The following is a 15203-nucleotide window of genomic DNA, read 5'->3' as shown; positions in this document are numbered from 1 at the left end:
CGCGCACGCCGATGAGCCACCAGAGGGCCAGGGCGCAGCCGGCGATCACCAGGAGGCCGCCGACGCCGAGCAGGGTGGCGGTGAGCCGGTGCGCGACACCCACCTCCTCGCTTCTCCCGGGGCCGCGCGTCGAGATGTTAAGAGGGGACCCCTCCTTGCACCCGCCGGTCCGGCGGTAGGGCGGGTGGGTGCAAGGAGGGGTCCCCTGCTAACGCCTGGTGTATAGGAAGGGTCCCCTCCTTGCACACGGCCACGAGCTGCTGGAGTGACAGCCGGTGGTGACGGGGGTCACAATGAATACGGATCGGTTCCGTATCGGAATGGGTCGGCCTAGGCTCGGGGTGATTACGGTACTCAGCCGTATCGAAATGTGAAGGGTGTCGGGGGATGCAGCCGAACGAGAACACCGGACACCCGAGGCGGTGGGCGATCCTCGCAGTGCTGGTCATCAGCCTGCTCGTCGTCGTCCTGGACAACACGATCCTCAACGTCGCCCTGCGTACGCTGGCCGACCCGGTGCACGGGCTCGGGGCCACCCAGGGCGAACTGGAGTGGTCGATCAACTCGTACACGCTGGTCTTCGCCGGGTTGCTGTTCACCTTCGGCGTGTGGGGTGACCGGGCCGGTCGACGGCGGATGCTGCTGATCGGGCTGGTCCTCTTCGGACTGGCCTCGCTGCTCTCCGCGTACGCGCAGAGCCCGGGCCAGCTCATCGCGGCCCGCGCGCTGATGGGGGTCGGTGGCGCGGCCATCATGCCGGCGACGCTGTCGATCATCTCCAACGTCTTCGACCCGAGGGAGCGCGGACGGGCGATCGGTATCTGGGCTGGTGCGGTGGGGCTGGCGGTGGCGATCGGCCCGGTGCTCGGCGGGCTGCTGCTGGAGCACTTCTGGTGGGGCTCGGTCTTCCTGATCAACGTGCCGGTGACGGCGTTCGGCGTGGTCCTGGTGGCGCTGCTGGTGCCCGAGTCGCGGGATCCGGCGCCGGGCCGCGTCGACGTGGTCGGTGTCCTGCTCTCGGTGGTCGGTCTGGTGACCCTGACGTACGGCATCATCGACGGTGGTGAGCACGGCTTCGGTCGCCCACTGGTCTGGGCCACGATCCTCGGCGGCCTGGCGGTGCTGGCCTGGTTCGTCGCGTACGAGCGGCGCAGCAGCCACCCGTCACTGGACGTACGCCTGTTCCGGGTGCCGCGGTTCGCCGCACCGGTGGCGATGATCGGGCTGGTCTTCTTCGCCGCCATGGGCGTGATGTTCTTCAGCTCGTTCTATCTGCAACTGGTACGCGGCTACAGCCCGTTGCAGACCGGCCTGCTCTTCCTGCCGTTCGCGGTGGCCCAACTGGTCTTCGCGCCCCGCAGCGCCACCATGGTCCGCCGGTACGGCGCGCGGGCCGTCTCGGCGGTGGGACTGCTGCTGACCACGGTGTCGCTGGGCGCGTTCGCGTTCGTCGACGCCACCACGCCGATCTGGGTGGTGCTGGTCGTCTTCTTCCTCCAGGGCACCGGGATGGCGAACATCATGCCGCCGGCCACCGAGTCGATCATGTCGGCGCTGCCCCGGGAGAAGGCGGGCGTCGGCTCCGCCGTCAGCAACACCATCCGCCAGGTGGCCGCCGCGCTCGGGGTCGCGGTGATCGGCTCGGTGCTGGCCGCCGGGTACCGCACCGGCATCGCCCCGGCGGTGGCCGACCTGCCGGCCGAGGCGCGGGCGGCGGCCGGCGAGTCGATCTCCGGCGCGTACGGCGTCGCGGGTCAACTCGGACCGGCGGCGCCGCAGGTGATCGCGGCGGCCGACGACGCCTTCGTCTCGGCCATGCACCTGGCGGCGGTGCTGGCCGCGCTGGTCGCGGCGGCCGGTGTCGCGGTGGCGCTGCGCTGGATGCCGGGGCGGGCCGACGCCGCAGCGCCGGCACCGGTCGGCGAGCCCGAGTTGGCCGGTACGCCCTGATGTCAGGAACAATGCCGGCATGACGAGCAGCACGGACGCACCGCGGCCGCCCGGGCGGCCGCGGAGCGTCCGCGCGGACGAGGCCATCGTCGAGGCGACCCTCGATCTGCTGGCGGAGGGCAGCACGATCGAGGCGATCTCGGTGGAGGCGATCGCGGCCCGGGCCGGCGTCGGCAAGGCCACCATCTACCGTCGGTGGCCGGGCAAGAACGCGTTGCTGAGCGACGCGCTGCGCACGCTCAAGGGCGACCCGCCGCAGCCGACCGGTCGGTCCGTCCGGGACGACCTGATCACCCTGGTCAGCGCCATCGGGGACCACATCGACCCGCGGGCCGCGAAGATCATGCCGTGTCTGGTGCCGGTCGTGAAACGAGACCCCGAGCAGTACGCGCTCTACCAGAACATCATCGAGCCGCGCCGGGCGGTGATGCGGGAGGTGCTGCGGCGGGGCGTACGCGACGGTGAACTCCGCGCCGACCTCGACGTCGAGGTGACGATGGCGATGCTCACCGGCCCGATGCTCATCCAGCGGGTGATGAACTGGAACCCGGACCTCGACACGTCGACTCTTCCGGTGAAGGTCGTCGACCAGGTGCTGGAGGGCATCACCGCCCGTTGAGGCGGACGGGACACGACCGCCGACCACGGCACGGTGTCGGGACGGACGCGCCCGGCGCGGGCGGGACGCGCACGGCACGGCACGGCACGGTGGTACGAGAGACGGGCTCACGACCCGCCGCAACGCCCGTGACCTGCGCGGATCGGTGTGAGCTGATGTCGGGCACCGGGGCGTTCGGGAGCGGCCTAGACTACGGGCGTCCCGCGGCGGTCGGGACGACTGCCGCGGTCTTCGGAGGTCTCCTTGTCGACGCCCATCACCACCACCCTGGCCCTCGGCCCGGACTGGCTCGATCCGGAGTGGTTGATCTCGACCTTCGGGTTGATCGGCATCCTGGTGATCGTCTTCGCCGAGTCGGGGCTGCTGATCGGGTTCTTCCTGCCGGGTGACTCGCTGCTGTTCACCACCGGCCTGCTGGTCGCCGACGGCCAGTACATCAAGTATCCGCTGTGGCTGGTGTGCCTGCTCATCACCATCGCCGCCATCGCCGGCGACCAGGTGGGATACCTGTTCGGCCGCAAGGTCGGCCCGGCGCTGTTCCGTCGCCCGAACTCGCGTCTGTTCAAGCAGGAGAACCTGCTCAAGGCGCACGAGTTCTTCGAGAAGTACGGTGCCCGGTCGGTGGTGCTGGCGCGCTTCGTGCCGATCGTGCGGACGTTCACCCCGATCGTCGCCGGGGTGAGCCGGATGAACTACCGCACCTTCGTCATCTACAACGTGGTGGGCGGCATCCTCTGGGGCACCGGCGTGACGGTGCTCGGCTACTTCCTGGGCCAGATCCCGTTCGTCAAGACGAACATCGAGTACATCCTGATCGCCATCGTGGCGCTCTCGGTGCTGCCGATCGCGATCGAGCTGCTGCGGGCGCGGATGGCCGCCAAGCGGGGCGTCACCCCGCAGGAGCGCGCGGCGGCCGAGGAGGCGATCCGCGAGACCCGGGAGCACTACGGCAAGCACTGATCGTGGCTCGCGGTCGTCGGCGCGCGCCCGCCTGCGACCGCTGGCGGTGACCCGGGCGCCGTCGTCCGGGTCACACCGGCCACCGGAGATGTTGGTCCCGGTGGCCCCGCCCCATAGGGTTCGATCATGCAGACGTCGGCGGCCGAGATCGACCAGCCCCGCCGGGACGTCGGGCGCATCGTGGACATGCTCCTGTGGGGTGCGACCGCACTCGGTGCGATGCTCGCGGCGCTGGCACATCTCACCGGTGCGGCGCCGGTCCTGCGCTTCTTCGTCGTACTGGTCGCGATCACCCTCGCCTCGGCGGTGCTCGGACGGTCGCTGGACCAGCTCGGTGGCCGGATGCGTCCGGCCGCCATCGGCACCTTCCAGGCCGTGGTCGGCAACCTGCCCGAGCTGATCATCTGCATCTTCGCGCTCCGCGCCGGCCTGGTGGCCGTGGTGCAGGCCGCGTTGATCGGGTCGGTGCTCAACCTGCTGTTGCTGGGCAACGGACTGTCCTACCTGGCCGGTGGGCTGCGCAACGGCACGATGAGCATCGACGGCCGGCACGCCAAGGTCACCCGGGTCATGCTCGTGCTGCTGATGGCCACCCTGATCACCCCGGCGATCGCGGTCAACCTCGGCACTCCCGCCGCCGAACACACCAGTGCGGTCTCCTACGTGGTGGCGATCGCCCTGCTCACCGTGTTCGTGGTGTCCCTGCCGTTCCGCCTCGGCAAGGACGCCGACGCGCCGCCGCCGGTGCACAACGGGGCCGGCGAGGCCAAGGTGGGCACCTGGCCGCTGCCACGCGTACTGCTGCTGGTGGCCGTGGCCGGACTGCTCATCGCGTTCGAGGCGGACTGGCTGATGGACGCCCTGATGCCGGCGACCGAGGCGATGAACCTCAACGCCGCCTTCGTCGGCCTCTTCCTGGTGGCCACCGTCGGCAACCTGTCGCAGCTCGCCCCGGCGGTGCAGCTCAGCCTGCGCGGCGACGCCGACACCGCCACCGCGATCACCATGGAGGGCGCGCTCCAGGTCGCGTTGATGCTGGCCCCGGTGCTCATGCTGATCGCACCGCTGCTCGGCGCCGGTGAGTTCACGCTGATCTTCCCGCCGTTGCAGATCGTCGCGGTCATCGTGGCGGCCCTGCTCGTCGTCTTCGTGACCATCGACGGCACGGTCAACCACCTGGAAGGGCTGGCGCTGGTGGCGCTCTACACCGTGCTCGGCTCGCTGTTCTGGTGGGGCTGAGACCGGGTCGGGCCACACGGCGACTCCGGTGGCGTGGTGGAACGGTGCCGGGCGTGTCCCGGAGCACGGCTCGCAGACGGCATCGGTAGGGTGTCGAACACACGTACTGGCCGGTGGCCGGGGGAGGAGGCGGCGTGCGGGTGCTCGGCGTCGACCCGGGGTTGACCCGATGTGGGGTCGGCGTGGTCGAGGGGGTGCCCGGCAAGCCTTGCACGCTGATCGCCTACTACGTCGTCTACACCGATCCCGGTGACGAGCTGCCGGCGCGCCTGTTGCACCTGGACCGTTCGCTGACCGACCTGGTCGCCGAGCACCGGCCGGACAGTGTGGCCGTGGAGCGGGTGTTCAGCCAGCACAACGTGCGTACGGTGATGGGCACCGCGCAGGCCAGCGGGATCGCCGTGCTCGCCGGTGCGCGCGCCGGACTGCCGGTGCAGACGTACACCCCGAGCGAGGTGAAGGCGGCGGTGACCGGCTCCGGGAAGGCGGACAAGGCGCAGATCACGGCGATGGTCACCCGACTGTTGCGGCTGCCCGAGCCGCCGCGCCCGGCCGACGCCGCGGACGCCCTCGCGCTGGCGATCTGCCACGTGTGGCGGGGCGGCACCCGGTCCAAACTGGCCGTCGCGGCGGACCGGGCGAGACGAGGAGGAGCGAGATGATCGCCAGTGTGCGCGGCGTGGTGACCGCGACCGGCCCGGCCCACGCGGTGATCGAGGTGGGCGGGGTCGGCCTGGCCGTGCAGTGCGCCCCCGGCACCATCGCCGACCTGCGGGTGGGCCAGTCGGCCCGGTTGGCCACCAGCCTGGTGGTGCGGGAGGACTCGCTCACCCTCTACGGCTTCGCCGACGACGACGCGAGGGCGCTGTTCGAGCTGCTCCAGACCGCGAGCGGGGTGGGGCCGCGCCTGGCCCAGGCGGTGCTCGCCGTACACACCCCGGACGCGGTACGCAAGGCGATCGCCAACGCCGACACGGGCGCGCTTACCCGCGTACCCGGGATCGGCAAGAAGGGCGCCGAGCGCCTGGTGCTGGAGTTGCGCGACCGGATCGGCCCGGTGGCCGTCGGTGCCGACGGCGCGGCCGGGGTGACCGGCGGGGCGTGGCCGGAGCAGGTCCGCCAGGCGCTGATCGGGCTCGGCTGGACGGCCGGTCAGGCCGACCAGGCGGTCACCGCCGTCGCGGAGACCGTCGACGGGCCCACGCCGCCGGTGCCGGTGCTGCTCAAGCAGGCGATCCGGCTGCTGGGCCGGTCCCGGTGACCGCGCCCGACGGCGGGCTGGTCTCGGCGTACGTCAGCGAGGCGGAGCGGGACGCGGAGGTCAGCGTCCGGCCGAAGCGGCTGGACGAGTTCATCGCCCAGCACCGCGTCCGCGACCAGCTCGACCTGCTGTTGCAGGGTGCGATGCGGCGCGGCTCGCCACCGGACCACATCCTGCTCTCCGGGCCGCCCGGCCTCGGCAAGACCACCCTGGCCAACATCGTCGCCGCGGAGCTGGGCACCGGCATCCGGGTGACCAGCGGCCCGGCGATCGAGCGTTCCGGCGACCTGGCCGCGATCCTGACCAGCCTCGCCGAGGGCGATGTGCTCTTCATCGACGAGGTGCACCGGATCGCGCGGCCGGCCGAGGAGTTGCTCTACAGCGCGATGGAGGACTTCCGGGTCGACGTGGTGGTGGGCAAGGGACCCGGCGCCACCGCCATCCCGCTCGACGTCGAGCCGTTCACCCTGGTCGGCGCGACCACCCGGGCCGGGCTGCTGACCAGCCCGATGCGGGACCGCTTCGGGTTCGTCGCCCACCTCGACTTCTACGCCCCCGCCGAGCTGGAGCTGCTGCTGCACCGCTCGGCCCGGATCCTCGGCGTGCCGATCACCGACGACGGTGCGGTGGAGATCGCCGGCCGGTCGCGGGGGACGCCCCGGATCGCCAACCGCCTGCTGCGCCGGGTGCGCGACTTCGCCGAGGTACGCGCCGACGGGGTGGTCACCGTCGAGACCGCCCGCGCGGCGCTGACCGTGTACGACGTGGACGCGCTCGGCCTGGACCGGCTCGACCGGGCGGTGCTGACCGCCCTGGTGGACTCGTTCCGGGGTGGCCCGGTCGGCCTGTCGACCCTGGCCGTGGCGGTGGGGGAGCAGCCGGACACGGTGGAGGAGGTCTGCGAGCCGTTCCTGGTGCGGGCCGGCCTGCTGGCCCGTACGCCGCGTGGCCGGGTGGCGACCGATGCCGCCTGGCACCACCTGGGACGTAACCCACCGAATGGTACATTTGGGGGCGAGGCTCCTGCCGTGCCCGACTTGTTCTCCGCGGACAGCGACCAGCCGTGATCTGTTCGTGATCTGTGCCGCATTCGGCGTTCCCAGATAGAGCGACTAGACTCGCCGCGGTCCGCACAGGATGTGAAAATCCGCCTCCGCTCTGGTGCCAGCACCGTGACGGGGGCCAATGGGAAGGTCTACAACCGTGCTCTACGCAGCAGAAGGCGGAGGAGCGGCGGGCTTCACGCCGATCCTCATGATCGCGCTGCTCTTCGGCGTCATGTACTTCATGATGATCCGCCCGCAGCAGAAGCGCCGCCGTGAGGCCGAGGCGATGCAGACCGGCCTCTCCGTCGGCGACGAGGTGGTCACCATCGGCGGGCTCTACGGCACGGTCACCGGCGTCGAGGACGACAGCGTCCTGCTCGAGATCGCTCCCGGAGTGCAGACCCGCTACGCCCGCCCGGCGATCGCCCGGGTGGTCACCAAGGCGGAGCGACCGATCGAGTCGCCCGTCGAGGAGAGCGACACCGTCAAGGACTGAACACCGCCCACCCGGTCGACCGCCGCGCGGCGGTCAGCACGCCCGGGTGGGAGCCGCCCGCACGCGTCCCCGCGCGGGCGGTCGCCGCACGTGGCGCGAGTGCGACAACTGGATAGATGGCCGACGCCGGGCGTCGGTGCTCCGGCTCGGCCGGTCCACGCACCCGCGTCGGCCACCCGAGGCGGCGGCACCGGCCCGGGCGCCGTCGGAAGGCAGACCGTGGGCCGGGCAGCCGGCCGACCCGCCGCCGCGCCCGCGGCGGCGCGACCGTACAGGGAGACAGGACAGCCGTGGCACCACCTCAGGGACAGATGCGCCCGGGACGGCAGTTGGCCGTACTCGGGGCCATCTTCGTCGTCCTCTATCTTTTGGTGTTCTTCTCGGCCGGCGCCAGCGGGGGCTGGAAGGATCGGCTCGAGCCTCGTCTCGGTCTTGACCTGGTCGGTGGTACCCGGCTGACGCTGGAGGCCACCAACACCCTCGACGGACGGGCCCCGACGGCGGAGAACCTCGAACAGGCCCGCCAGATCATCGAGAGCCGGGTCAACGCGTACGGCGTGGCCGAGGCCGAGGTGATCACCGAGGGCGACCGCAACATCGTCATCTCCCTGCCCGGCGAGAACCGCGACCTCACCGAGGTCGGCAGCGCCGCCGAGCTGCGCTTCCGCAAGGTGCTGAAGATCGCCGACGGCAGCGGCACGGTCCGCACCCCGGCGCCGACCCCGACCGGGGCCGTCGAGCCGACGCCGTCCGGCGACGCCGCCGCGAGCCCGTCGCCCACGCCCGAGGCCGAGGTCACCTCCTCGCCGTCGGCCGGCGGCCAGGGCGGTAGCGCGCCGACCCCGACGCCCACCGAGTCGCCCACCGAGTCGCCCGCCGCGACGCCCTCGCCGTCCCCGAGCGCGGAGGAGGACGTGCCGCAGAGCGTCGAGGAGCAGCGGCAGGCCGTCGAGCAGAAGGTCGGCGCCGAGGCGTGGGCCGCCGCCACCGGCCTCCAGGCCCCGGCGGACCTGGCCGCCGACCCGTCGCTGGCCGAGAAGCTCGCCCCCTTCGCCGAGTTGTCCGGCCGCGAGGCCGCGGTGCTGCCGACGCAGATGCAGTTCAACGTGCCGACCATCAGCTGCCTCCAGCTCGACGACCGGCCGCCGGCCTCGATCTCCGACCCGGAGCAGCAGGCGGTCTCCTGCGAGGCCGGTTCCATCAAGAACCTGCTGGACGTGGCGAAGGTGCTCGGCACCGACGTCAGCAGCGCCACCGCAGTGCGCGACCAGACCAGCCAGTGGGTGGTCAGCCTGGACTTCACCCGCAGTGGCGGGGAGAAGTGGACCGCGCTGACCCGCGAGGCGTTCAACAACGAGGGCCAGGCCTGCGACGCCTCGGCGCTCGGTGACGAGGGCCGCTGCCGGGTCGCGGTGGTGCTGGACAATAAGATCATCTCGTCGCCGCAGATCCAGGGCGTGCTCGTCGGCAGCTCGCAGATCACCGGCAACTTCACCAACGCCGAGGCCAGCGAGCTGGCCGGCTACCTCAGCTACGGCGCCCTGCCGGTGACGTTCGAGCCGCAGGAGCAGCAGAACGTCACCGCCACGCTGGGCGCCAGCCACCTGCGGGCCGGTCTGCTCGCGGCCGGCATCGGCATGCTGCTGGTCATCATCTACTCGTTCTTCTACTACCGCCTGCTCGGCTCGGTCATCTTCCTGAGCCTGGTCGCGTCGGCGCTGCTGCTCTTCGGTGCCATGGTGTTCCTCGGCCGGCAGATCGGCTTCACGCTCACCCTCGCCGGCATCGCCGGCATCATCGTCTCGCTCGGTGTGGCGGCGGACTCGTTCGTCATCTACTTCGAACGGCTCAAGGACGAGATCCGCGAGGGCCGCAGCCCGCGCAGCGCGGTGCCGCGAGCCTGGATCCGGGCCCGCCGGACGATCATCTCGGCGAACGCCATCACGATCCTGTCGGCGGTGGTGCTCTACATCGTCTCGGTCGGCACGGTGAAGGGCTTCGCCTTCGCCCTCGGCCTGGCCACGGTGCTCGACCTGCTCGTGGTGTTCCTGTTCCGACACCCGATCATGACGATGCTCGCCAGCACCAAGGCGTTCCTGTCCCCGCGGGTCAGCGGGCTCGGCCGGGTGCTGCCCGCCCGCTCGGCGCCGACCCAGCCTCGCAACCAGCGCGCCAAGGAGGCGTGACATGTCCGCTGAGAACGGTCTGGCAGCTCGCCTCTATCGGGGCGAGGCCGGCCTCAACATCGTCGGCAAGCGCAAGATGTGGTTCACCGTCGCCGCGGTGCTGGCGACGATCGCGCTGGCCAGCGTCATCTTCAACGGGTTCAAGCTCGGCATCGAGTTCGCCGGCGGCAACTCGTTCCAGATCCCGACCAGCGTCGGCACGCTCCAGGACGCCGAGACGGCCACGCAGAGCGCGCTGTCGGCCCAGGGTGGCACGGTGGTCACCGCGCAGCAGGTCGGCGGTGGCAGCGGCAACTTCTACGAGCTGCGCACCACCGAGCTGAACGGCGAGCAGGTCCAGGCGGTCAAGACCACCCTGGGCCAGCAGTTCAACATCGACCCCGAGTCGATCAGCAGCAACCGGGTCAGCGAGGCGTGGGGCAGCCAGGTGACCAACCGGGCGTTGCTCGGTCTGGTCATCTTCATCGCGCTGGTCACCGTCTACCTGGTCCTGCGCTTCGAGCTGAAGATGGCCATCGCGGCGATCTTCTCGCTGGTGATGAACCTGATCCTCACCGCCGGCCTCTACTCGATCGTCGGCTTCGAGGTCACGCCGTCGACGATCGTCGGATTCCTCACCATCCTGGGCTTCGCCCTGTACGACGTGGTGGTGGTCTTCGACAAGGTGCAGGAGAACACCAGAGGGATCACCGCGAACAACAACCAGACGTACGGCGAGGCGGCCAACCTGGCCGTCAACCAGAGCCTGATGCGGTCGATCAACACCTCGGTGGTCGCCCTGCTCCCGGTCGGCGGCATCCTGTTCATCGGTGCCGGCCTGCTCGGCGCGGGCACCCTGAAGGACCTCGGTCTGGTGCTGTTCGTCGGTATGGCGATGGCCTTCGTCACCTCGATCACCCTGGCCACGCCGCTGCTGGTCGTGCTCAAGAACCGCGACCCGCGGATCGACGCGCACAACAAGCGGGTCCAGGCCCGTCGGGCCGGGACGTCCCGGGACACCTCGGCGGCCAAGGGCTCCCGCAAGGCGGAGTCGACCGAGGCGGTCGAGTCGGACGAGGAGCCGGTGGCCGCCGAGACGGGCGCCGCGCTGGCCGGTGCCGCCGCGCCGAAGGTGGGCGCGCGTCCGGCCGGCAAGCGTTCCGGTGGGGCCCGTGGCGGCCGCCCCGGCGGCGGGGGCGGCAACCGCCCGGGTGGCGCCAAACGGCGCTGACCGGGCCGGGACCGACCCGGTAGGGACGAACACGACGGCGTCCTGCATGCTGTGCGAGCAGCGTGCAGGGCGCCGTTGTCTGGTGGAAGGGACCAAGCGTCGTGACGGAGACCCACAGCAGCGCGGTACGCGGCGACAGCGGCCCGGAGACCGCCCGGCTGGTGGCCAGCCGGGTGCTGGACGTGCCCGACTTCCCGAAGCCGGGCGTCATGTTCAAGGACCTGATGCCGCTCTTCGCCGACGGTGAGACCTTCCGGACGGTGATCGACGGGATCGTCGCCCACCACGGGCGGGACTCCTTCGACACCGTGGTCGGCATCGAGGCGCGTGGCTTCGTGGTCGCCGCCGCGATCGCGTACGCGACCGGGGTCGGTGTGGTGCCGGTGCGTAAGGCCGGCAAGTTGCCCCGTCCCGCGTACGCCGCCTCGTACGAGCTGGAGTACGGCGAGGCGACGCTGGAGGTGCACCAGGACGCGTTCACCGCGGGGCACCGGGTGCTGGTGGTCGACGACGTACTCGCCACCGGCGGCACCGCCGCGGCAACGCTCGACCTGGTGGAACGGGCCGGTGGCACGGTCGCCGGATTCACCGTGCTGCTGGAGCTCTCGTTCCTGGGTGGGCGGGCGAAACTGGCGCCGCGTCCCGTCCATGCCCTGCTGACCGTTTGAACCGACCCGCCCCCGGCGACCGAGGCGGCACGGTACGTCCGGCGGAGCGGCAGGGCACCGTCGGTACGGGTAGCATTGCCCATTGCTGACCGGACGGTGAGCCGTCCGAGAGGCGCGAGACCCATCGGCCGACGCACGGTCGGTGTTTCCCCGGCGAGCGGTGAGGAGGCCGGTGTCCCACGATGTCGTCCCTCCGGTGGAGGGCACGGTGCACCCGACAGGTGACGCGAACGGCTCGCTGACCGACCCCGACGGTGCCACACCGGCCGTGGCCGGGGCACCCGGTGCGGTACGCCCCACCGGCGACGTGGCGGTCCCCAGCGCGGCCGACGGCGGATCCGTCGCGGCCACCGGTGACCCGGCGCCGAGCAGCGGGTTCGGGCTCTCCAACGCGCCCACCGGGCGACGGGTCCGGGCGCGGCTGGCGCGGTTCAACGCGCCATGGCAGTCGTCGCAGGTCAGCGAGGTGCTGGAGCCGCTGATCTCGTCCCACCGGGAGAACCACCCCAAGGCGGACGCCCGGCTGCTGCAACGTGCCTTCGACACCGCCGCGCGGTGGCACTCGGGTCAGTACCGCAAGTCCGGCGACCCGTACATCACCCATCCGCTGGCGGTGGCCACCATCCTGGCCAACCTGGGCATGGACACCACCACGCTGGTCGCCGCGCTGCTGCACGACACCATCGAGGACACCGAATACTCGCTGGACCAGATGCGCACGGACTTCGGTGGCGAGGTCGCGTTGCTGGTCGACGGCGTCACCAAGCTCGACAAGGTCAAGCTCGGCGACGCGGCGAAGGCCGAGACGATCCGCAAGATGGTCGTCGCCATGGCCAAGGACCCGCGCGTTCTGGTGATCAAGTTGGCTGACCGGCTGCACAACATGCGGACGCTCTCCTTCCTGCCCGCGCCGAAGCGGGAGCAGAAGGCCAAGGAGACGCTGGAGATCCTCGCCCCGCTGGCCCACCGCCTGGGTATGAACACCATCAAGTGGGAGCTGGAGGACCTCGCGTTCGGGACGTTGTTCCCGAAGCGGTTCGAGGAGATCAACCGGCTGATCGGGGAGCACCAGCCGCAGCGCGAGGCGTTGCTGCGGCAGGTGACGCAGAAGGTGCAGGTGGACCTGAAGGCCGCCAAGATCAAGGCGGAGACGACGGGTCGGCCGAAGCACCTGTACTCGATCTACCAGAAGATGATCGTGCGGGGTCGGGACTTCAACGACATCTACGACCTGGTGGGTGTGCGGATCCTGGTCGACACGGTGCGGGACTGCTACGCCGCGTTGGGTGTGATCCACGCGAACTGGCAGCCGGTGCCGGGCCGGTTCAAGGACTACATCGCGATGCCCAAGTTCAACATGTACCAGTCGCTGCACACCACGGTGATCGGTCCGACCGGCAAGCCGGTGGAGATGCAGATCCGGACGTACGCGATGCACCGTACGGCGGAGTTCGGTATCGCGGCGCACTGGAAGTACAAGGAGAAGGGCACCCAGATCGTCGGGCCGCCGGCCCACATCGACGAGATGACGTGGCTGCGGCAGTTGCTGGACTGGCAGCGGGAGGCGGCGGACCCGAGCGAGTTCCTGGACGCGCTGCGGTTCGACCTGTCCAGCCAGGAGGTGTACGTCTTCACCCCGAAGGGCGACGTGATCCCGTTGCCGACGGGGTCGACGCCGGTGGACTTCGCGTACGCGGTGCACACCGAGGTGGGGCACAAGTGCATCGGGGCGCGGGTCAACGGCAAGTTGGTGCCGTTGGAGTCGACGCTGTCCAACGGTGACGTGATCGAGATCTTCACCTCGAAGTCGGAGACGGCCGGCCCGACGCAGGACTGGTTGGGCTTCGTCAAGAGCCCCCGGGCGCGGACGAAGATCCGGCAGTACTTCAACAAGGAGCGCCGCGAGGAGGCGATCGAGGAGGGCAAGGACGCGATCGTCAAGGCCATGCGCAAGCAGGGCATGCCCTTGCAGCGGATGCTCACCTCGGACGCGTTGATGGCGATCGCCCGGGACCTGCACCTGGCCGACGTGGCGTCGCTGTACGCGGCGGTGGGGGACAGCCAGGTCTCCGCGCAGTCGGTGGTGCAGAAGCTGATGGCCACCTACGGTGGCGAGGAGGGTGCGGCCGAGGACATCGCGGAGACCGCGGTGGCCACCCGGCCGCCGCGCAGCCGGGCCTCCAGCCACGACCCGGGTGTGGTCGTGCGGGGCGTCAGCGACGTCTGGATCAAGCTCGCCCGCTGCTGCACCCCGGTGCCGCCGGACACGGTGTTCGGCTTCGTCACCCGTTCCGGCGGCGTCAGTGTGCACCGTGACGACTGCGCCAACGCCGAGGACCTGCGGGCCCAGGGCGAGCGGGTGGTCGAGGTGAGCTGGAAGCTGACCTCCGCCTCGACGTTCCTGGTCGCCATCCAGGTGGAGGCGCTGGACCGGCACAAACTGCTCGCGGACGTCACCCGGGTGCTCTCCGAGGAGCGGGTCAACATCCTCTCCGCCACCGTCACCACCACCCGCGACCGGGTGGCGGTGAGCCGGTTCAGCTTCGAGATGGCCGACCCGAAGCACCTGGGGCACCTGCTGGCCGCCGTCCGCAAGGTCGACGGGGTCTTCGACGCCTACCGCGTCACCTCCGGCGCCTGAGGCGTACGCCCGGACAACGGAAAGCGCCCGCCGGCTGAGCCGGCGGGCGCTTCGTCGTACGCGGGGCTCAGCCCGTCGCCGCGCTCATGGTGAGGTCGGTGATGACGATCTCCTTCTTCGGGTGACCGCCACCGGCCTGCTGGGCGAACGCGCCGTCGTCGCCGGCTTTGGCGACGTCGTTGACGATGTCCATCCCGTCGGTGATCGTGCCGAGCACGGTGTAGTTCGGGTCCAGCGGCGAGTCGCCGTAGACGATGAAGAACTGGCTGCCGGTGCTGGCCGGCTGGCCCGAGTTGGCCATCGCGATGACGCCGGCCTCGTAGGGCGGACGCTTGTCGGTGGGCAGGTTCTCCTCCGGCATGCGGTACGCCGGGCCGCCGGTGCCGTCGGTCTCCCGCCAGCCGTCACCGGTGGAGCTCGGGTCGCCGCACTGGAGCACCTTGATGCCCTCGGTCACCAGGCGGTGGCACTTGGTGTTGTCGAAGAAGTTCTGCTCGGCCAGGTGGGTGAAGCTGCCCGCGGTGCAGGGGACCGCCGCCCGGTCGATCCGCGCGGTGATCGGGCCGAGGTTGGTGGCGATCGTCATGGTCTGGGTGCCGACCCGGCTCTGCTGGGTGTCCGGCAGCCCGACGTCCTTGGTCGTCGGGGTCCGTTCACCCGCCGGGATCTCCACCCAGCCGCACTCCGCAGTGCTGCCGCCCTGGGCCGCGGTGTCGCCGCCGCTGTCGTCGCCGATCAGGTTGGTGGCGAGCCAGGCCGTGCCGGCGACCACCAGCAGCAGGACCACTCCGGCCCCGACCACCGCCTGGGTCTGGCGACGCTTGCGCGCCCGCGTCGACCGCTCGGCCATCTCCTTCTCGAGCCGGGCGCGGGCCGCCGCGCGCTGCCGCTCTCTGGTGGACGTCACGCCTCGATCCTCCTGGACTG

The 15203-nt window shown here is 70.9% G+C and carries 13 protein-coding genes; 12 read left to right on the top strand and 1 reads right to left on the bottom strand.

The features are described from left to right. Nucleotides 1-387 precede the first annotated feature (387 nt). From ACWDVW_RS23670 to ACWDVW_RS23615, 12 genes are all read left to right on the top strand, one after another. Entirely contained in the window at nt 388-1950 is a 1563-nt protein-coding gene (locus ACWDVW_RS23670; protein ID WP_449952566.1) for an MFS transporter, read from the top strand. Nucleotides 1951-1969: 19 nt separating this feature from the next. After that, nucleotides 1970-2569 carry a TetR/AcrR family transcriptional regulator gene (locus ACWDVW_RS23665; protein WP_449952563.1) on the top strand — a complete coding sequence of 200 codons (600 nt, stop codon included), beginning with the start codon at nt 1970-1972 and terminating at the stop codon, nt 2567-2569. A 243-nt stretch (nt 2570-2812) separates the two neighbouring features. Next, nucleotides 2813-3529, top strand: coding sequence for a DedA family protein (locus ACWDVW_RS23660; protein ID WP_449952560.1), 717 nt, complete (start codon nt 2813-2815; stop codon nt 3527-3529). A gap of 126 nt (nt 3530-3655) precedes the next feature. Continuing rightward, nucleotides 3656-4768, top strand: coding sequence for a sodium:proton exchanger (locus ACWDVW_RS23655; protein ID WP_449952557.1), 1113 nt, complete (start codon nt 3656-3658; stop codon nt 4766-4768). A gap of 134 nt (nt 4769-4902) precedes the next feature. Then, nucleotides 4903-5430 carry a crossover junction endodeoxyribonuclease RuvC gene (ruvC, locus tag ACWDVW_RS23650; protein ID WP_350695041.1) on the top strand — a complete coding sequence of 176 codons (528 nt, stop codon included), beginning with the start codon at nt 4903-4905 and terminating at the stop codon, nt 5428-5430. Then, on the top strand, nt 5427-6029 hold the full coding sequence (gene ruvA, locus ACWDVW_RS23645; protein WP_131057678.1) for a Holliday junction branch migration protein RuvA: 603 nt from the start codon (nt 5427-5429) through the stop codon (nt 6027-6029). The genes ruvC and ruvA overlap by 4 nt, the downstream gene beginning before the upstream one ends. Continuing rightward, nucleotides 6026-7096 carry a Holliday junction branch migration DNA helicase RuvB gene (gene ruvB / locus ACWDVW_RS23640; RefSeq protein WP_449952554.1) on the top strand — a complete coding sequence of 357 codons (1071 nt, stop codon included), beginning with the start codon at nt 6026-6028 and terminating at the stop codon, nt 7094-7096. The genes ruvA and ruvB overlap by 4 nt, the downstream gene beginning before the upstream one ends. A 136-nt stretch (nt 7097-7232) precedes the next feature. Further along, the gene (yajC, locus tag ACWDVW_RS23635; protein ID WP_449952551.1) at nt 7233-7571 is read left to right on the top strand and encodes a preprotein translocase subunit YajC; all 339 of its coding nucleotides are present in this window, start codon (nt 7233-7235) and stop codon (nt 7569-7571) included. Between the two features lie 290 nt (nt 7572-7861). Then, on the top strand, nt 7862-9757 hold the full coding sequence (secD, locus tag ACWDVW_RS23630; protein WP_449952548.1) for a protein translocase subunit SecD: 1896 nt from the start codon (nt 7862-7864) through the stop codon (nt 9755-9757). 1 nt (nt 9758) lies between these two features. Continuing rightward, a complete protein-coding gene (gene secF, locus ACWDVW_RS23625) occupies nt 9759-10967 on the top strand; it encodes a protein translocase subunit SecF (RefSeq protein ID WP_449952545.1) in 1209 nt (402 codons plus the stop codon). Between the two features lie 101 nt (nt 10968-11068). After that, a complete protein-coding gene (locus ACWDVW_RS23620; RefSeq protein ID WP_131055195.1) occupies nt 11069-11635 on the top strand; it encodes an adenine phosphoribosyltransferase in 567 nt (188 codons plus the stop codon). Nucleotides 11636-11831: 196 nt separating this feature from the next. Beyond that, nucleotides 11832-14276 (top strand): RelA/SpoT family protein, encoded by a 2445-nt coding sequence (locus ACWDVW_RS23615; protein WP_396751397.1) that lies wholly within the window; start codon nt 11832-11834, stop codon nt 14274-14276. Between the two features lie 67 nt (nt 14277-14343). On the opposite strand, the gene ACWDVW_RS23610 is transcribed toward ACWDVW_RS23615, so the two are convergent. Continuing rightward, on the bottom strand, nt 14344-15183 hold the full coding sequence (locus ACWDVW_RS23610) for a peptidylprolyl isomerase (RefSeq protein WP_449952541.1): 840 nt from the start codon (nt 15181-15183) through the stop codon (nt 14344-14346). Nucleotides 15184-15203: the final 20 nt, after the last annotated feature.

This window comes from Micromonospora sp. NPDC003241 (assembly GCF_053589795.1).
The sequence above is the reverse complement of the archived record's forward strand: the minus strand, read 5'-3'. Positions and strand labels throughout refer to the sequence as shown.